Here is an 18588-nt window from a genome sequence, read left to right as displayed (position 1 = left end):
CTCATCTTCGCTTCCTTTGATAGAGCTACGATGAGCCGAAAATCCTCTCTTCTCAATTAAACCAATTCTGTCTCAAGGGCGCTGATGTCGGACAATTCAGCTTGTTTACGACGTGCTCGCCAATCGTGCGCAGAACGAGCATATTGCCCCGGTCATCAATAAGCTCAAGAGCAAACAGCGGGACATCCGGCGGGTATTCGATCCCGCCGTCCAGGGGTCGCTCTTCCAATCGAATATCGTCGTCATCAATTTGAACGACGTGAATTTGGAAATGAAGAAGACGATTCCTCTGCTTGTGTGTCGGCGCATCTACCAGGAACATAAGACCTCTTTTCAGGGAAAGACGCTCAACATCGTCATCGATGAAGCTCATAACATCCTTTCCACGGAGTCGTCGCGCGAGACCGAGAGCTGGAAAGACTACCGTCTTGAAACTTTTGAAGAGATCATCAAGGAAGGCCGAAAATTCGGCGTCTTCGTAACGATAGCCAGTCAGCGACCAAACGATATCTCTCCGACGATAACTTCACAGGCGCACAACTATTTCATTCATCGGCTGATAAATCAGAAAGACCTTCAATCGATCGCAAGCGCTGTGTCCTACATCGACGAATTGACCGAAGAGTCGATACCAACGTTGCCGACCGGCACCTGCATCTTCAGTGGAATGGCGGGCCAAATGCCGCTCAAGCTCGCGATAAAGCCGCTAGAGAGCCACCTCCAGCCAAAGAGCACGACTCTGCGTTTCTCGTCCGTCATTGAGGCTGGAAACTGAACGCAACTAAAGCCTCTGGTGTTCCAAAATCCTGGGGCGGTTCAACAATAGTCCGTAACTCTAATCCATTCTGGACGAAATCCGCAGTGGCAGCTCAGTGAACCTAAGGAGACGTATTTATTAGGCTGCATCTTCTCCAGAAGCATAGGCGAAAATTCTGAACTCATCGCCTGCGCATCCCAGTTGTTCAGGAGCGATGAGGAACGCCGCATACTGCTATGTGCGATATGCCCAAATCAAATGCCGCGAGTGGACCCAATCGCCCCGCGCAGGGACAAACCAAGCTGGCGAAATCACTGAGCGACGTTGTCGCCCGCAAATTATATCGAAAAAATGGCGACCCCTGCAGGATTCGAACCTGCGACCACATGCTTAGAAGGCAAGTGCTCTATCCAACTGAGCTAAGGGGCCGTAAGGCCTGGCCGCACCTAGCGTGCGGCGGGCAACACATGCCTGAAACCGCCATCAAACTCAATGGCCGGCGTTCAATAAGTGGTGGGCTTCAGTGAGTCCAGGGCTGGATGCGGTTGAAGCGGAAATTGTCAGAATAGGACACCGTCTGCCGGATGGGGTCTTTCGGCGCAATGACACGATAGTCGATGCCTTCGCGCTTGGCGTAATCCTCGGCCTGTTCCTGCGTGTCGAAGGTCAGCTTGAGCTGCTGGCGCGTGTCGGCAGACGAGGTATAGCCCATGATCGGATCGATCTTGCGCGGCGTTTCCTGGTCGAACTCCAAAACCCAGAGATGGGTCTTGGCCTTGCCGGATTGCATGGCGGTCTTCGCGGGACGATAAATCTTGGCAGGCATTGCTGCAGCGCCTCCGAATAAAGCGGGAGCGACCCGCCTTTGTGCTTCACTTATCTTGCCTCAACCCTTGCAGGTCGAGTGCATCTCGGATTTGCTTAGCTGCGAATCCCTTGGTTTTCAAGCAAAAAGGCAGCCGAAAATCGCCGGAGTTCGGCTGAAGGAACAGGCTTCAGACGAATGGTGAAACAGGGAGCCCGATACTCGCAAGATACCGGCATCAGGCAGCATTAAGACGAGAGAATCGCATCATTCTCGGACACTCGGCCCGCAAGGCCGCGGTTGGAGCGGCCTGGTAAACCGTGATTGAGTTGTCACGCCTGGTGTCACGCGACAGCCCGCCTCCATTCCTATAAGCAACATTCCGCGTTTGCAGTAGGATCTATGGGAGCGATATGATGTCGACTTCGGTGCTGATTGTTTTGACGGCGTCTTCCGCTTTGGCGACGCTTGGCCTCATAGCCTTGCAGTTCCTCCACTGATTCTCGAAGACGATGCCAGCCCCGGCATGAGTTTGCCCAACGCCTTTGATGTTTTCCGGAACGCCCCTACACGCTTCGCTTTGAACTGGACCAAGAGAACCAGCAGCTTCTAAGATGGGAGCGATGCGTTCCAGCGGGCACGGCATCGAATAGCCCTCCTGACGCCGTCGCCTGACGTCGCTACGCCCCACCATCGCCGGAGTTCGTTTGTGATCCAGATTTCGCCTGTCAGCGTGTCCCTTGCGGAAGCCCTTATCGATGATCCCTTCTACCGCGCCGTCACGGTCGAATCGGGCGCGGACGAAGGGAAAAGACAAGCAGTTCTCGCACGCTATTTCGATCTGGCGATCATCGAAGCGCAAGGGATAGGCGAAGTGCACTATGCCGACGCCGACGGTGCCGCCATATGGCATACCAATGAAGCGAGCGCCAACGATTCCGCACGATATATTGCCGCCCGCAAGCATGCGTTGGCGGAGTTGCTGGGAAGAGCAGGATTCGATGCCTATCTGCAGATTTCCGAATCCATGGCGACCGAAGTCCCTCCTCATCTTGCCAATGCCTGGTATCTATCGATCCTCGGCGTGCGGCCGGCGGCACGCGGACGGAGACTGGCGCAACGCCTGATCGAATTGACTGTGAACCGGGCGGACCGACAGGGGGCGACCTGCTTTTTGGAGACCTTCAATCCGCTCAGCCTGTCCTTCTATCGACGACTCGGCTTCCACGAAGAGATCCGTTGCCTTGAAAAGGTGACGGGGCGAGATTACTGGATACTCGCAAGGCTGCCGCTTTCGCCGGCTGACAACGATTGACGGATGCAAGCCGCGACCGCGAAAGTCGCCGAACAGTCCACAGCGCGCAATCGCCATTGCTGCCGTTCGAAAGACTGAAATTTCGGGATGATTTCAATTGATGGTCGGAGTGGAGAGATTCGAACTCCCGACCCTCTGGTCCCAAACCAGATGCGCTACCAGACTGCGCTACACTCCGTACCGTCGGCACGATCGCCAAAACGCGATCTCCACCTCAGTTCCGCACCGCCAACACACGACCCTGCGGAACGAGTGGGGAGATACACGGTTCATCTCCCCGCTGCAACAGATAAAATCTTGTCGGGCGGATCTTCCCCGAGGAAAATCTAGTTGCCGAGCTTTGCCTTGATGGTGGCGCTCGTCACCTTGTCGCCAACGGCAAGGCCGAGTTTCTTGACCACTCCGCCGTTCAGCTCGATGACATAGGCGACCGGCCCGTCGGAGCTGATGATCGTCTCGGAATAGGGCACGGCGTTTTCCTGGATGTGGGTAACGACACCCTTCTGATCCAGAAAGAGCATGTCGAGCGACAGCTTGGTGTTCTTCATCCACATCATGACGGGCCGCGGCGTGCCGAAATCAAACAGCATGCCGTGATCGGCCGGCATCTTGTCGCGATACATCAGGCCGTATTCGAGCTGCGGCGCCGTCAGCGCCAGTTCCACGGTGAATTTATGAAGCTTGCCGTCGGGCGATGCGATCGAAAGCGGTTCCGAATCGAAGGTCATCGACTGCTGCTCTGCCGCCTGCGCCGCGAAGAAAGAGGGAGCGATCGCCCCAACGAGAAAAAGCGCCAAGATGGCGCTTTTCAAAACTTTGAGAAACATGTCTCTCTTCATGTCAGTGCGGCCGCGTGACCGGGCTCGGTGCGTCCGGATGGATTTCCGCCGCCATGAGGCCTTTCTCGCCTGGCCCGAAGCGGACAAGAACCACCTGCCCCGGCCGCAGTTCGGCCAGACCGAAGCGACGCAGCGTTTCCATATGCACGAAGATGTCCTCGGTGCCCTCGCCACGCGTCAGGAAGCCGAAGCCCTTGGTGCGGTTGAACCACTTCACCAGCGCGCGCTCCAGACCGCTCGTCGCCGTCACCTGCACATGCGTGCGCACCGGCGGCATCTGCGAGGGGTGCACTGCGGTCGATTGATCCATGGAGAGGATCTTGAAAGCCTGATAGCCACGCTCCCGGCGCTGGATCAGCGCGACGATGCGGGTTCCTTCGAGAATCGTCTGATAGCCGTCTCGGCGCAGGCACGTCACATGCAGCAACACATCCTGCATGCCGTTGTCAGGCACGATGAAACCGAACCCTTTAGCGACATCGAACCACTTGACGACGCCTGAGATTTCGATGAGCTCGACGGTATCGCCGGACATCTCCTCGAAGTCTTCAACTCCCTTCGATGAAATTCTGTCACCCATCCTAGCCAGCCCTCGATTACGCGTCACACTGTTACGGTTAACTGATTCCCTGATAGCAAGATTAACATCTTGGTAACGGAAAAGCGCAAGTCCTAGTTTTCGTTTATTCCCACCCTAAGATTATTGCTCCAAGACTTGCGCGAAGCTGGTGCTTCGATCGAAGATCCGCCCGGCTCAACATTAAGAGAGGAAATAGAATGCGTTATCTCCATACGATGGTTCGCGTCACCGATCTCGACGCCTCGTTGCATTTTTATAGCACCCTATTCGGGCTTGTCGAAACCCGCCGCTACGAAAACGAGAAAGGTCGTTATACGCTCGTTTTCCTTGCAGCCGCCGAGGATGCCGAATCATCCCGCAGCAATGGCGCCCCCAGCCTCGAACTGACCTACAACTGGGACCCCGAAGAATATAGCGGAGGACGCAGCTTCGGCCACCTCGCCTATGAGGTCGACGACATCTACGCGACCTGCCAGAAGTTGATGGACAACGGTATCACCATCAATCGCCCGCCGCGCGACGGCCACATGGCATTCGTGCGCTCTCCGGACGGCATTTCCATCGAGATCCTGCAGAAGGGCGCCAATCTCGCCTCTGCCGAGCCATGGGCTTCCATGTCCAATACCGGCTCCTGGTAAGCGCAAGGCGCAAGCTTTCGCGAGGCTTACGGCACGCGCGGAGCCATCCGTTTCGCGCTTGCCGCCCATGCCCATCCTCCGGCATGCTTGGACGACTCGAAGCATCATGCATCGGATATCGCGCGGCCATCGTTCCCAGTCGGCGCGTGCGGTATCGTCGTCCCTCGCAGGAGGCCGTTCCGATGCAGACCTTTTTGCAGGGAACGTCCTATGTGCGATCAAAAGATTTTATACGGCAGGAACACGCTCGCAAGCACAATCGCCGTCCTCGCCTCATTTGTGATGATTACGGGCTGTGCAACCACAGCAAAAAAGCCGCCCGAGGTATCGCAAGCCGCGCCTGCTGTGCCGATGACCGCAGCCGAACAACTCGCGGCAGACATGAACAGCAAGGCCGACGCCCGTCGGCGCAAGGGCGATGTCGCCTATCGCGACCCGATGGTGCACAGCGTCAACGGCACGCGCCAGCAGATCGTTGCCCAGCAGAACCAGGCATTCTATCAGGCCCCTGGGCCCGTGGCTCCCACGGATGGGCAAACAGGTATTGCCGGCCTCGTCACACAGCCGACCGCCGTCAATGCGAACAGAAGCAGCATCTTTTCCGCACCGCCGCCCATCGCCGTCAATCCGGATGGGACGCTCGCCAGCGCCCAGCCTGACGGCGGCCAGACCATCACGCCGATGATGCGCAGCGTCTACAGCACGCCGCCGGCTGCGATGCAGGCAGCCGCTCCACAAACGACGGCGGCGCCCGTGCCGAGTGTACGCACGTCTGCCGAGATGCTGCCGCCACCCGTCATCCGTCATGCGACCTCGCCCGCAGCGGCTTCGCCGCAGCCGATCGCGCAGGTAACGGCGTCGGGTGTCGCGGCAACGCCGAATCCGAACGTCCACGAATTAAACGGTAGACAGGCGGCCGCCTTGGCGCAGTTCATCGCGTCGAAAAACCAGCCGCAGAACGGCAAGCTGATGGTGCAGCCGGTGCCGGGCGCAAACGGCGAGTAAAAAGCCCGCGTTTCCAGGGATTCTTCAATGTCGCCGGCAAGAGCCTGTTAAGGCTCACTTATTCGGGGCCGGCGGCGGTTTCACTCATCTGTCATTTTTTCCACAAAAAAGCAAAATTGCCGCTTGCAGGAATGAAATCACCCCGCTATAAGCGCGCCACACAACAGCTGCACGCGCCCTTCGTCTATCGGTTAGGACGACAGATTTTCATTCTGTAAAGAGGGGTTCGACTCCCCTAGGGCGTGCCACTGTTGTTCTTCTCTCCAATCAATTCGATTAGGCTACCGCTTGCGGACGCAATAGGTTATTCCTATCTACGCTTCGCAGTATGCGCCCTTCGTCTATCGGTTAGGACGACAGATTCTCATTCTGTAAAGAGGGGTTCGACTCCCCTAGGGCGTGCCAACCGCGTGGCTCAACGTTTTCCACAAGCACCTCGAAAAATCTTCGCCTAGTTATGGATTTTTCTCGATTTTCCGCTTGCGGGAACAAAAGGTGCTGACTATAAGGGCGCCACAGCACGCGCCCTTCGTCTATCGGTTAGGACGACAGATTTTCATTCTGTAAAGAGGGGTTCGACTCCCCTAGGGCGTGCCACTGTCTTTCCCCTTGAAACTATTGATTTGTTTCGCAAAGCGGCATTTCGCTGATGCGGTATCGGCTGTGATTTACTTCACGGAGCTTTGGCGGCGTCCGTAACGCGAAGCTGCACGCGGCGGCTTCCCTGCCAGTGATCCGCGCCGAGCGTGCCGGCGACATGGATCTGCGCGCCGCGGGAGGACATCAGCAGTTCGCCGAGCGGCGTCTCCGCTGCGCGGAAGGCAATACCGTCAACCCGGCCGCCGTCCATCGACTCCAGTGTAATCTTGATATGCGACTGGCCGACGAGGCGGGAATCGCGCAGCCTGTGGCTCGGAAGCGCGAAGACGGGCTGCGGATGGCCTGAGCCATAGGGACCGGCCGTCTCGAGCCTGTCGATCAGCTCCACGGTCGCGCCGCTAGCGCCGAGCGCGCCGTCGATCTTCAGGGTTTCGTTGGCGACGAGCCCGGCCACCTGCTTCTCCGCCTTCTCGGTAAAGAAGGCACGAAGCTTGCCAAGATTGCTTCGCTCCACCGTCAGGCCGGCCGCCATGGCGTGGCCGCCACCCTTGACCAGCAGACCGGCGTCGACAGCCGCGCGAACCATGCGGCCCATGTCGAAGCCATTGATGGAGCGACCGGAGCCGGTGCCCTTTCCCGTCGGATCGAAGGCAATGGCGAAGGCCGGCCGGCGGAACTTGTCCTTGAGGCGCGAGGCGATCAGGCCGACGATTCCCGGATGCCAATTCTCGCGTGCCGTGATGATAACGGAGGCGCCGTCGCCATTGCCATATTCCGCCAGCGCCTCGCCTTCGGCCTCATGCAGCATGGCGGCCTCCATGGCCTGGCGTTCACGATTGAGCTCGTCGAGCTTTGCGGCGATCGTATCCGCTTCGCCGGTATCCTCCAGCGTCAGGAGGCGCGCGCCAAGCGCGGCATCGCCGATACGACCGCCGGCGTTGATGCGCGGACCGATGAGGAAGCCGAAATGATAGGGCGTGACGGGGCCAGCGAGCCCCGCCTTGCGAAAGAGAGCTGCGAGCCCGAGATTGCCCTGATGACGTGCAGCAATCAGTCCCTTGACGACATAGGCGCGGTTGAGACCCTTCAGCGGTACGACATCGCAAACGGTCGCCAGTGCGACGATATCGAGCCAGGCGAGCAGGTCGATCGATCGCACACGAGAATCGCCCGCCTCGCGCAACAGCCGCAGGGCCGCGACCAGAACCATGAAGACGACGCCGGCGGCACAGAGATGCCCCTGCCCCGACAGATCGTCCTCGCGGTTCGGATTGACCAGCGCATGGCATGGCGGCAGTTCGTGCGCCACCTGATGGTGATCGATGACGACAACGTCGATGCCCCGCGCCTTCGCCACCTCTAGCGATTCGAAGCTGGTGGAGCCGCAATCGACCGTCACGATCAGCGTCGCGCCGTTATCGATGAGCTGACCGATGGCAGTGGGATTGGGGCCGTAGCCTTCGAAGATGCGATCAGGAATATAGATGCTGGCGGTAACGCCGAAATGCGTGAGGAAGCGATAGAGCAGCGCCGACGAGGCGGCGCCGTCGACATCGTAGTCGCCGAAGATCGCGACGGTCTCGCCCTTCTTGATCGCATGCAGGAGACGCCTTGCCGCCTTCTCGCAATCGGTCAGCAGATGCGGGTCCGGCATGAGGCCGCGAATGGTCGGATCGAGAAAGGCCATCGCTTCGTCTTGTCCGACGCCGCGTCCAGCAAGCACGCGGGCGATCAGCTCCGGCAGGCCATGCGTCTGCGCAATGGCGAGCGCCCTGTTCTGTCCGGCCTGATCGAGCCGGGATACCCAGCGATTGCCTGATACCGAGCGCTCGACATTGAGAAACGCCCGCTGAACTGGATCGACCGGTTGCTCCACCATCTCTCCCGGAATTTGAGGGCGGCGTCCTTGCGAGACGCGCCGCCGCTGTCAGCCTATTCTTTCGGCCGCTCGATACGGATGACCTGCGGTTCGCCGACGAGATAGCCTTCGTTCTTGATTGTCGCAACCGCCTTGCGCACAGAATCCTCCGTCGTCGCATGGGTGACGAGGACGATCGTCTGATGATCGGAGGGTGCGAGATGCTGCTTCGAGCGCTGCACGATCGATTCGAGCGAAATATGGTTTTCCGCCATGCGGGTGGCGACGCTTGCAAAGACGCCGGTGCGATCAAGCACGGTCAGGCGGATGAAATAGCCGCCTTCATGGCTCTGCATCTGCGCCTTGCGATAGGGTTCCAGCGCCTTGGCCGGATGGCCGAGCACCGGCACGCGCTGCTCGCCCGGACGGCTCTTGGCGATATCGGCGATGTCGCCGAGCACGGACGATGCGGTCGCATTGCCGCCGGCGCCGGGGCCGACCATCAGCAGTTCGCCGAGAATATCGGATTCGATCGCCACGGCATTGGTGACGCCATCGACCTGGGCGATGACCGAATCGAGCGGCACCATCGTCGGATGCACGCGCTGCTCGATGCCGCTTTCGGTGCGCTGGGCGACGCCGAGCAGCTTGATGCGGTAGCCGAGATCGGCAGCGGCACGGATATCCTCGATCGAGACGTTGGTGATGCCTTCGAGATAGATGTCGTCGGCCGCGATGCGGTTGCCGAAGGCGAGCGTCGTCAGGATGGCGAGCTTGTGAGCGGTATCATTGCCTTCGATGTCGAAGGCCGGATCGGCTTCGGCATAGCCGAGACGCTGTGCTTCCTTGAGGCAATCGGCAAAGGACAGGCCTTCCTTCTCCATCCGGGTCAGGATGTAGTTGCAGGTGCCGTTCATGATGCCGTAGATGCGGGAAATCGTATTGCCGGTCAGGGATTCGCGCAGGGCCTTGATGACCGGAATGCCACCGGCGACGGCCGCTTCGAAATTGAGCAGGGCGCCCTTTTCTTCCGCGATCTGCGCCAGCTCCACGCCATGATAGGCAAGCAGCGCCTTGTTGGCGGTGACGACATGCAGGCCGCGGGCAAGAGCCGCGCGCACGGCAGCATTGGCAGCGCCTTCGGAGCCGCCGATCAGCTCGACGAAAACGTCGATATCGGCTTTCTGCGCCAGATCGACCGGGCCGCCGAACCATTCGATGCCTGTCAGGTCGATGCCGCGATCCCGCGTGCGATCGCGCGCGGTGACGGCAACGATCTTGACGGGACGACCGCAGGTAACGGCAAGCTCGTTAGCGCGGCTCTGGATAATGCGGACGAGCGAGGCACCAACTGTGCCCAAGCCCGCAATGCCGATTTTGAGGGCATCTGCCATGGAAATTTCCTGATCAGTATGGGGAACGGCAGCCACCGAAGCGGCTGCCGCGCGATATTACGAACGATGAGCGTTCAGCGAAATGACATTGTGCATCGTCTCATCCGCCGTCGACAGGAAGCGCTTCAGATTGCGCGCCGCCTGGCGGATACGGTGCTCGTTTTCAACGAGCGCGATGCGGACGTAATCGTCGCCTTGCTCGCCGAAGCCAATGCCCGGAGCCACCGCGATATCGGCCTTTTCGACCAGGAGCTTGGAAAACTCCAGCGAGCCGAGATGACGGAACTTCTCCGGGATCTTCGCCCAGGCAAACATGGTCGCGGCCGGCGGCGGCACGTCGAAGCCGGCCTTGCCGAAGCTATCGACCAGAACGTCGCGGCGACGCTTATAGATGCTGCGGACCTCGGCAATGTCGGAACCGTCACCGTTGAGGGCGTGGGTCGCCGCCACCTGGATCGGCGTAAACGCGCCGTAATCGAGATAGGACTTCACGCGCGTCAGCGCCGCGATCAGCCGCTCGTTACCGACGGCGAAGCCCATGCGCCAGCCGGGCATGGAGAAGGTCTTCGACATCGAGGTGAACTCGACCGTCACGTCGATAGCGCCCGGAACTTCCAGAACGGACGGCGGCGGCGCGTCATCGAAGTAGATTTCCGAATAGGCGAGATCCGACAGCACGATGATGTCGTGCTTCTTCGCGAAGGCGACGACTTCCTTGTAGAAATCGAGGGTAGCGACATAGGCCGTCGGGTTCGACGGGTAGTTCAATATCAAGGCCAGCGGCTTCGGGATCGAGTGGCGTACGGCCCGCTCCAGCGGCGGGAAGAAGCTGTCATCCGGCTCGACCGGGATCGAGCGGATCACGCCGCCGGCCATCAGGAAGCCGAAAGCATGGATCGGATAGGTCGGGTTCGGGCAGAGGATGACGTCGCCCGGCGCGGTGATTGCCTGCGCCATGTTGGCGAAGCCTTCCTTCGAGCCGAGGGTGGCGACCACCTGCGTATCCGGATTGAGCTTCACGCCGAAGCGGCGGGCGTAATAGGCGGCTTGCGCGCGGCGAAGGCCGGGAATGCCCTTCGAAGAGGAATAACGATGCGTGCGCGGGTCTTGAACCACCTCGCACAGCTTGTCGACAATCGCCTTGGGGGTCGGAAGATCTGGATTGCCCATGCCGAGGTCGATAATGTCCGCCCCGCCCGCTCGCGCGCTCGCTTTCAAACGATTGACCTGTTCGAAAACGTAGGGCGGCAAACGCCGGACTTTATGAAACTCTTCCATTTCTTTCCCCATGGGACAGCGGCCCTCAAAACCGCGCTGAAGTTCGTTGATCTATCGGCCAGCCGCAATACGAACTTGGAAATCGCGGCGCCGCAATATGCTGATGCGAAAGATAAGGTGAATCTTGGGCGGTTATGCACGCAAAGTGCAATTCGCGGTCAGAAACATCCAATTTCGGCCCATCCGAACGCTTTGCGTCCAAATTGCCTGAAACGCAAGGCTAATTCTGCGTCTGGGCCGGTTGGGTGCTGCCCTCTTTCTGAATTTCCTGCAGCGTATCCTGACCATGTTCGGCGGCAAGCTTGCGCATCTCGGCGACGCGCTTTTGGTACTCGGCCTCGGATATAGTACCGGCCTTGCGCTGCGATCCGAGTGCCGTCAGCTGCTTGACCATGTCGCCCGCCTGCTGATCGTTGATCTGCACATTGGCAGCGGTCGGCGGTGAATTGAAGGAAGGATAGCCGTCCTTGTAGTGCTGCTGTGTGCTGGTCTCTTCGACCTGCGTGCCCCTGGCGGGCTTGACGATGACAGCCTGAGGCGGCTGCTTGCGCTTGGCGAAGGCCGCCTTTTCCTCGGGCGTCGAGCAACTTGCAAGCGTCAATGCGAGAATCCCGCACATTGCACCACAAAGTACGGAATACCGGTTCAGTCTTGCCACCATGCCGCTGCCCATAATTGTCTTCCTGCTCAATTCCTTGCTGTGGGTTGCGACTGTTAAATTTGTCGCAGCAGCAAAGCAAGAGCAGGGTTGCGTTTCATTCGACTTGTATTCCTTTTCCCGCAAGATGTACAAATGGAAAACAAGACACAAGCTGCCGCCGGGAGGATGATGCGTGACCGACAGCAAGCGGGATAATAACGAAGGTAATGGCGGCTTTCCCGGCTTTGATCCAAAGTCAGTCGAGCCTTACATCGTCAGGGACCCCGAGGCGATGGCCGTCAACTTTGCTCGCGCGCTGGAAAACCTCGGCAAAGCGGCCTCCGCCTGGCTCGCGCCCCGTGAGCGCGGCGAGAAGGTCGATACGGTTGCCGATCCCTTCACCGACATGGTCAAGACGCTTTCGAAGGTCGGCGAATACTGGCTTTCCGACCCACGCCGGACCTTGGAGGCGCAGACGCAGCTTCTAGCCGGTTACTTCGGCCTCTGGACGAAAACCATGCAGCGTCTCAGCGGCGATTCGGCCGCAGAGGCCGAGGCCGAGCCGATCAAGGACAGGCGCTTTACCGATGAGGACTGGCAGAAGAACCCCTTCTTCGATTTCCTGAAGCAGACTTATCTTTTGACGTCGAACTGGGCGGAAAAGCTGGTTGGCGAGGCCGAAGGGCTGGACGAGCATACGCGCCACAAGGCGACGTTCTACACCAAGCAGATCACCGCCGCCTTTTCGCCGACCAATTTCGTCGCGACGAACCCGCAGGTCTATCGCGAAACCATCGCGTCCAATGCCGAAAATCTCGTCCGCGGCATGAAGATGCTAGCCGAAGATATCAGCCTTGGTCACGGCGAGCTGCGGCTGCGGCAGACGGATATGACGAAATTCGCCGTCGGCCGCGACATGGCGCTGACCCCAGGCAAGGTGATCGCCCAGAGCGATGTCTGCCAGGTGATCCAGTATGAGCCTGCCACGGACAAGGTGCTGAAGCGGCCGCTGCTGATCTGCCCACCCTGGATCAACAAATTCTATATTCTTGACCTCAACCCGCAGAAATCATTCATCAAATGGTGCGTGGAGCAAGGTCATACCGTCTTCGTCATTTCTTGGGTAAATCCCGATCAGCGCCATGCGGCGAAGGACTGGACCTCCTATGCGCGCGAAGGCATCGACTTCGCGCTGGAGACGATCGAAAAAGCCACGGGAGAACGCGAGGCCAATGCCGTCGGCTATTGTGTCGGCGGTACGCTGCTCGCCGCTACCCTCGCGCTTCACGCCAAGGAAAAGAACAAGCGCATCCGCACGGTGACCTTTCTGACGACGCAGGTCGATTTCACCTTTGCCGGCGACCTCAAGGTTTTCGTGGACGAGGAACAGATCGCAGCGCTGGAAGAGCAGATGAAAGTCCTCGGCTATCTCGAAGGATCGAAGATGGCGACGGCCTTCAACATGCTGCGCGCATCGGAACTGATCTGGCCCTACTTTGTGAACAGCTACTTGAAGGGGCAGGAACCCCTACCCTTCGACCTCCTGTTCTGGAATGCCGATTCCACACGCATGGCAGCGGCCAACCACTCCTTCTATCTGCGCAACTGCTACCTCAACAACGCGCTGAGCCGAGGCGAGATGGTGCTCGACGGCAAGACGCTGTCGCTGAAGGACGTGCGCATCCCAGTCTACAATCTCGCGACTCGCGAGGATCACATCGCGCCGGCCAAGTCCGTCTTCGTCGGTAGCCAGTTTTTCGGCGGTCCTGTGGAATTCGTCGTGACGGGCTCCGGCCACATCGCCGGTGTCGTCAACCCGCCGGACAAGCGCAAATACCAGTTCTGGGCCGGCGGTCCAATGAGTGGCGATTATGAGAAATGGCTGGCCGAAGCGAATGAGACGCCGGGCTCGTGGTGGCCGCATTGGCACGCCTGGATTCTCGCGCAGGACCATCGCATGACAGCAGCGCGCCAGCCCGGCGGCAAGGCCCTCAACGCGCTGGAAGAAGCACCCGGCAGCTTTGTGATGGAACGGGCATAGCGACCACTCGATTATGCAATTTCCTTCGCCTCTTATCCCCGCCCGCCTGATCGCACGTTACAAGCGCTTCCTCTTCGATGCCGAGCTGGAGGACGGGACTTTCATCACCGGCTCCTGCCCGAATACCGGCTCGATGCTTGGCCTGACCACACCTGGCTCTCGTATCTGGCTTTCCGAACATGAGGGCGCGAAGCGAAAATATCGCCATGCATTTGAACTGATCGAAGCCGACGGCACGACGGTCGGCGTCAACACCGGCATGCCGAACCGCATCGCCGCCGAAGCGATCGCGCTGGGACAAGTCTCCGATCTCGGCGACTACACAACGGTCAAGCGCGAGCAGAATTACGGACGCAATTCCCGCATCGACCTGCTCTTGACCGGCCCTTTGCGGACAACCACCTATGTCGAGGTGAAGAACGTCCATTTCATGCGGCAACCGGGCCTTGCGGAATTTCCCGACACGGCGACGGCGCGCGGCGCAAAGCATCTCGAAGAGCTCGGCGACATGGTCGAGGCCGGTTTCCGCGCCGTCATGCTGTTCGTGATCCAGCGCAATGATTGCGACCGCTTCCGCATTTGCGGTGATCTCGATCCGGTCTACGCCAGGGCTTTCGAACGGGCTCTGGCGCGCGGCGTGGAGGTCTATGCGCTGAAATGCAGGGTCTCGCCGACGGAAATCGCGCCTGCCGGGTTGATCCCGATAGACGAACCCGGCATAGCTGCATTAGATACAAGTATAAAGATTTCTGCTGAAGGCTAGTCATGGTGAATTACATCGAAGCGGCAACGGCGCCGGCGAAAAATACGGGCGCTATCCGCATCTACGGAGAGGATGCCTTCGCCGGAATGCGCAAGGCCTGCCAGCTGACCGCCCGCTGCCTCGATGAACTCGCCGCCATCGTCGAGCCCGGCGTGCCGACGGATGTCATCGACCGCTTCGTTTTCGAATTCGGCATGGATCACGGCGCCTATCCGGCGACGCTGAACTATCGCGGCTACATGAAATCCTCCTGCACGTCGATCAACCATGTCGTTTGCCACGGTATTCCCAACGACAAACCGTTGCGTGAAGGCGATATCGTCAATATCGACGTGACCTATGTGCTCGATGGCTGGCACGGCGATTCCAGCCGCATGTACCCGGTCGGCGAGATCAAGCGCTCGGCTGAGCGGCTTTTGGAAGTTACCTACGAATCCCTGATGCGCGGCATTGCCGCCGTGCGCCCTGGCGCGCGGACCGGCGCCATCGGCGAAGCCATCCAGACCTATGCCGAAGGCGAGCGTTGCTCCGTCGTGCGCGACTTCTGCGGCCATGGCGTCGGCAGCCTCTTCCATGACTCGCCGAACATCCTGCATTACGGCCGCGTCAATGATGGTCCCGAGTTGCGCGAGGGCATGATCTTCACCATCGAGCCGATGATCAATCTCGGCAAGCCGCATGTGAAGGTGCTCGGCGACGGCTGGACGGCCGTGACCCGCGACCGCTCGCTCTCGGCGCAGTACGAGCATACGGTCGGCGTCACCGCGACGGGCTGCGAAATCTTCACCCTGTCGCCCGGCGGCCTCGATCGCCCCGGCCTGCCGCCGCTGCAGGGATAATTCATGGCGAAACGTTCCGCTTCTACCAAAGGACATGGCGACATGCCCCTCGATAGAGGCGGGAAGACGGAGGCGTCGGAAGACGCGCCGCTGCTGGACGAGCGGCTATTCTTCGCCACACAGGCCGCCAAGCCTGCCTCGCGGGCCACCAAGTCCGCGCCAACAGCCAAACCCGCGCCAACGAATGTCGAAGCCCATTATCACGGTCATCGCGAGCGGTTGCGCGATCGCTACCGCGACGGCGGCGATGCGGCGCTGGCGGATTATGAAATCCTCGAGCTCCTGCTTTTCCGGCTGATCCCGCGCCGGGACACCAAGCCGATCGCCAAGGCCCTGCTCGCGCGCTTCGGCACGCTCGGCGGCGTTTTCGGCGCGCCGGTCAACCTGCTGACGGAAATCAGCGGCGTCGGAGACGCGGTGGCTCTCGACCTGAAGTTGGTCGCAAGCGTCGCGCAGCGCATGCTGAAGAGCGATCTCACGGGCAAACCGGTGCTTTCTTCCTGGAAAGCGCTGATCGACTATTGTCACGCCGCCATGGCACACGAGGCGCGGGAGCAATTCCGCCTGTTGTTTCTCGACAAGCGCAACGCCCTCATCGCGGACGAGGTGCAAGGGTTCGGCACGATCGATCATACGCCTGTTTACCCGCGTGAAGTGGTCAAGCGCGCGCTCGAACTTTCCGCCTCAGCGGTAATTCTCGTGCACAATCACCCGTCGGGAGATCCGACCCCATCTCGCGCGGATATCGACATGACGAAGACGATCATCGATACCGCCAAGCCCTTGGGCATTACCGTTCACGATCATGTTATCATCGGCAAGAACGGCCATGTCAGCTTCCGCGCGCTGCGCCTGATTTGAAATTGGCGCAGATACGATAATCCGATACATTAAATTCCTATTATATATTATTGATATCACATAATCACTTTCGATCACCAATCCGCCAAGCCATGGCAAAATGGCCTGAAATCGTCATCGCGCACGCCGCCTTGGCTTTCAGCTTGGCGTCAGGATCTTCTGGCAGAAGGATGCCGCATTCCACCCGGCGAGTTCACCGGCGCAGAAGCTGTTGTTTTATTTGGCCTTGCCGCTTGCGAGTTATGGGCCATCCGGAGATCGAATGCCGAAGATGTCGTCAGTGTTTGCTCAACGCCTCCTTCGTGTCGGTCGCGGTGCGCTTGTTGCTGCTGGCGCCTTTCTGGTGGTCGCAGGCGGCTTCTACGCTCACATGCTCTGGACGACGAATTTCCACCCGGTCATTGCCGGCGAGCTTTACCGTTCCTCGCAGCCGTCAGCCACGACGATCGCCGAATTTCAGAAGCAGTACGGCATCAAGACCATTCTCAACCTGCGCGGCGGCAACAGCGGGCACCATTGGTATGACAACGAAGTTGCCGAGGCCAAAGCGCTCAACATCAATCATATCGATTTCCACATGTCTTCGAGCCGCGAGCTGACACAGCAGCAGGCCGCGCAACTCGTCGAGATCATGCGCGATGCGCCGAAGCCGCTTCTCATTCATTGCCAGGCCGGCGCCGACAGAACCGGCCTTGCCTCAGCGCTGTATCTGGCCGCGATTGCCAAGGCGAACGAACAGACCGCGGCAAGCCAGATGTCCATCATCTATGGCCACTTGCCGTTTTCCTTCATGAGCGCCTATGCCATGGACCGGACCTTCCAGAAGCTGGAACCCTGGCTCGGCTTTTCGGCATCCTGAGCGCCAAACTTTCCCGTTAGATAATCTGTAACATTGAGCAGCTACCGGTTGACGGAGCATGTTGCGTTGCGACATTGATTCCCTATTCAGTCATCCGAGGCTTCCCGATGGACCAATTCGATCTCCTAGTCGTGGGTAGCGGCCCTGCTGGCCGCAGAGGCGCTATCCAGGCCGCCAAACTCGGCAAGAGGGTGCTCGTCGTCGAGCAAGGCAAGCGCGTCGGCGGCGTCTCGGTCCACACCGGCACCATTCCTTCCAAGACGCTGCGCGAAACCGCGCTCAATCTCTCCGGCTGGCGCGAGCGTGGCTTTTACGGCCGCGCCTACCGCGTCAAGCAGGAGATCAGCGCCGAGGATCTGCGCCGACGCCTGCTGATCACACTCGACCATGAAGTCGAAGTGCTGGAACACCAGTTTGCACGCAATCGCGTCCAGCATATTCGCGGCAAGGCGAGCTTCGTCGATCCGCAGACCATGCAGGTCGTCAAGGATGATGGCGAAGTCGTCACGGTCACTGCAACCAGCATTCTGCTTGCCGTCGGCACCAAGCCGTTCCGGCCCGACTACATGCCCTTCGACAACAAGACGGTTCTCGACAGCGACGAGCTGCTCGATATCGAGGAATTGCCCCGGTCGATGGTCGTCATCGGCGCCGGCGTCATCGGCATCGAATACGCCACAATCTTCAGCGCGCTCGACACGCAGGTGACGCTGATCGATCCGAAGTCGACGATGCTCGATTTCATCGACAAGGAAATCGTCGAGGATTTCATCTATCAGCTGCGCGACCGCAACATGAAGCTGTTGCTCGGCCAGAAGGCCGAGAAGGTGGAGCGCCTGCCGAATGGCAAGGTGGAACTGACGCTCGACAACGGCCGCCGCATCACCACGGACATGGTTCTTTTTGCCGCCGGCCGGATGGGGGCAACCGATACGCTCAACCTCGCAGCCGCCGGGCTCGAAGCCGACGCCCGCGGCCGCCTGAGCGCCAATCCCGAAACCTTCGCGACCAAGGTTCCGCATATCTTCGCGGCCGGCGACGTCGTCGGCTTTCCAAGCCTTGCCTCCACCTCGATGGAACAGGGTCGCATCGCTGCCCGCGTTGCCGTCGGTGCGATCGCCAAGGAGCCGCCGAAGTATTTCCCCTATGGCATCTACGCCGTGCCGGAGATTTCCACCTGCGGCCTTTCCGAGGAAGAGGTCAAGGAACGCCACATCCCTTACGAATGCGGCATCGCCCGCTTCCGCGAGACATCGCGCGGCCATATCATGGGCCTCGACACGGGTCTCCTGAAGATGATCTTCTCGCTGAAAACGCGCCGCCTGCTCGGCGTCCATATCGTCGGCGAAGGCGCGACCGAGCTCGTCCATATCGGCCAGGCCGTGCTGAACCTGAAGGGCACCGTCGAGTATTTCGTCGAGAACACCTTTAACTATCCGACACTCGCCGAAGCCTACAAGATTGCCGGTCTCGACGCATGGAACCGCATGGGCGACATCAAGTCGGAGCTTTAGGC

17 protein-coding genes and 5 tRNA genes are annotated in these 18588 nt (G+C 59.6%); 13 read left to right on the top strand and 9 right to left on the bottom strand.

Annotated elements, in window-relative coordinates; genetic code table 11:
• Positions 1–112 precede the first annotated feature (112 nt).
• On the top strand, positions 113–775 hold the full coding sequence (locus tag BJ928_RS30525) for an ATP-binding protein (RefSeq protein ID WP_197070144.1): 663 nt from the start codon (positions 113–115) through the stop codon (positions 773–775).
• A 334-nt stretch (positions 776–1109) separates the two neighbouring features.
• Here the strand turns inward: BJ928_RS30525 and BJ928_RS30520 are convergent.
• A tRNA-Arg gene (locus BJ928_RS30520) sits at positions 1110–1186 on the bottom strand.
• A 91-nt stretch (positions 1187–1277) separates the two neighbouring features.
• A complete protein-coding gene (locus BJ928_RS30515) occupies positions 1278–1583 on the bottom strand; it encodes an ETC complex I subunit (RefSeq protein ID WP_047634619.1) in 306 nt (101 codons plus the stop codon).
• Positions 1584–2271: 688 nt separating this feature from the next.
• Between BJ928_RS30515 and BJ928_RS30505 the strand changes: the two genes are divergently transcribed.
• Positions 2272–2877 (top strand): GNAT family N-acetyltransferase, encoded by a 606-nt coding sequence (locus tag BJ928_RS30505; RefSeq protein WP_047634622.1) that lies wholly within the window; start codon positions 2272–2274, stop codon positions 2875–2877.
• A gap of 101 nt (positions 2878–2978) precedes the next feature.
• Here BJ928_RS30505 and BJ928_RS30500 read toward each other — a convergent pair.
• From BJ928_RS30500 to BJ928_RS30490, 3 genes are all read right to left on the bottom strand, one after another.
• Positions 2979–3055, bottom strand: a tRNA-Pro gene (locus tag BJ928_RS30500).
• 148 nt (positions 3056–3203) lie between these two features.
• Entirely contained in the window at positions 3204–3704 is a 501-nt protein-coding gene (locus tag BJ928_RS30495; RefSeq protein WP_245432617.1) for a DUF192 domain-containing protein, read from the bottom strand.
• Positions 3705–3717: 13 nt separating this feature from the next.
• The gene (locus BJ928_RS30490; protein WP_047634624.1) at positions 3718–4296 is read right to left on the bottom strand and encodes a cold-shock protein; all 579 of its coding nucleotides are present in this window, start codon (positions 4294–4296) and stop codon (positions 3718–3720) included.
• Between the two features lie 197 nt (positions 4297–4493).
• Between BJ928_RS30490 and BJ928_RS30485 the strand changes: the two genes are divergently transcribed.
• From BJ928_RS30485 to BJ928_RS30465, 5 genes are all read left to right on the top strand, one after another.
• Positions 4494–4934 carry a VOC family protein gene (locus BJ928_RS30485; protein WP_047634625.1) on the top strand — a complete coding sequence of 147 codons (441 nt, stop codon included), beginning with the start codon at positions 4494–4496 and terminating at the stop codon, positions 4932–4934.
• Between the two features lie 351 nt (positions 4935–5285).
• Positions 5286–5939, top strand: coding sequence for a hypothetical protein (locus BJ928_RS30480; protein WP_245432615.1), 654 nt, complete (start codon positions 5286–5288; stop codon positions 5937–5939).
• Between the two features lie 173 nt (positions 5940–6112).
• Positions 6113–6187 (top strand) — tRNA-Glu (locus tag BJ928_RS30475).
• Positions 6188–6269: 82 nt separating this feature from the next.
• Positions 6270–6344 (top strand) — tRNA-Glu (locus BJ928_RS30470).
• A 117-nt stretch (positions 6345–6461) separates the two neighbouring features.
• Positions 6462–6536, top strand: a tRNA-Glu gene (locus tag BJ928_RS30465).
• A gap of 76 nt (positions 6537–6612) precedes the next feature.
• Here the strand turns inward: BJ928_RS30465 and recJ are convergent.
• From recJ to BJ928_RS30445, 4 genes are all read right to left on the bottom strand, one after another.
• Positions 6613–8415 carry a single-stranded-DNA-specific exonuclease RecJ gene (recJ, locus tag BJ928_RS30460; RefSeq protein ID WP_120296739.1) on the bottom strand — a complete coding sequence of 601 codons (1803 nt, stop codon included), beginning with the start codon at positions 8413–8415 and terminating at the stop codon, positions 6613–6615.
• A 56-nt stretch (positions 8416–8471) separates the two neighbouring features.
• The gene (locus tag BJ928_RS30455) at positions 8472–9791 is read right to left on the bottom strand and encodes a homoserine dehydrogenase (protein WP_047634630.1); all 1320 of its coding nucleotides are present in this window, start codon (positions 9789–9791) and stop codon (positions 8472–8474) included.
• Between the two features lie 57 nt (positions 9792–9848).
• Positions 9849–11069, bottom strand: coding sequence for an LL-diaminopimelate aminotransferase (locus tag BJ928_RS30450; protein ID WP_047634632.1), 1221 nt, complete (start codon positions 11067–11069; stop codon positions 9849–9851).
• A gap of 220 nt (positions 11070–11289) precedes the next feature.
• On the bottom strand, positions 11290–11742 hold the full coding sequence (locus BJ928_RS30445; RefSeq protein WP_047634634.1) for a hypothetical protein: 453 nt from the start codon (positions 11740–11742) through the stop codon (positions 11290–11292).
• A gap of 160 nt (positions 11743–11902) precedes the next feature.
• On the opposite strand from BJ928_RS30445, the gene phaC reads away from it, so the two are divergent.
• The 6 genes from phaC to sthA all read left to right on the top strand — a co-directional run bounded on the left by phaC (position 11903) and on the right by sthA (position 18586).
• Positions 11903–13750 carry a class I poly(R)-hydroxyalkanoic acid synthase gene (gene phaC / locus BJ928_RS30440; RefSeq protein WP_047634635.1) on the top strand — a complete coding sequence of 616 codons (1848 nt, stop codon included), beginning with the start codon at positions 11903–11905 and terminating at the stop codon, positions 13748–13750.
• A gap of 13 nt (positions 13751–13763) precedes the next feature.
• A complete protein-coding gene (gene sfsA, locus BJ928_RS30435) occupies positions 13764–14513 on the top strand; it encodes a DNA/RNA nuclease SfsA (protein ID WP_047634637.1) in 750 nt (249 codons plus the stop codon).
• A 2-nt stretch (positions 14514–14515) separates the two neighbouring features.
• Complete coding sequence (map, locus tag BJ928_RS30430) at positions 14516–15352, top strand: type I methionyl aminopeptidase (RefSeq protein WP_047634638.1); 837 nt, start codon at positions 14516–14518, stop codon at positions 15350–15352.
• Positions 15353–15394: 42 nt separating this feature from the next.
• Entirely contained in the window at positions 15395–16213 is an 819-nt protein-coding gene (radC, locus tag BJ928_RS30425) for a DNA repair protein RadC (protein WP_245432613.1), read from the top strand.
• A gap of 262 nt (positions 16214–16475) precedes the next feature.
• The gene (locus BJ928_RS30420) at positions 16476–17072 is read left to right on the top strand and encodes a dual specificity protein phosphatase family protein (protein WP_047634640.1); all 597 of its coding nucleotides are present in this window, start codon (positions 16476–16478) and stop codon (positions 17070–17072) included.
• A gap of 107 nt (positions 17073–17179) precedes the next feature.
• Positions 17180–18586, top strand: a complete 1407-nt coding sequence (gene sthA / locus BJ928_RS30415; protein ID WP_047634641.1) for a Si-specific NAD(P)(+) transhydrogenase — start codon at positions 17180–17182, stop codon at positions 18584–18586.
• Positions 18587–18588: the final 2 nt, after the last annotated feature.

Source organism: Rhizobium sp. WW_1, from assembly GCF_003610155.1.
GTDB lineage: Bacteria > Pseudomonadota > Alphaproteobacteria > Rhizobiales > Rhizobiaceae > Rhizobium > Rhizobium tropici_A.
Note: the sequence above shows the minus strand (reverse complement) of the source record. Positions and strands in the feature narration are given on the sequence as shown.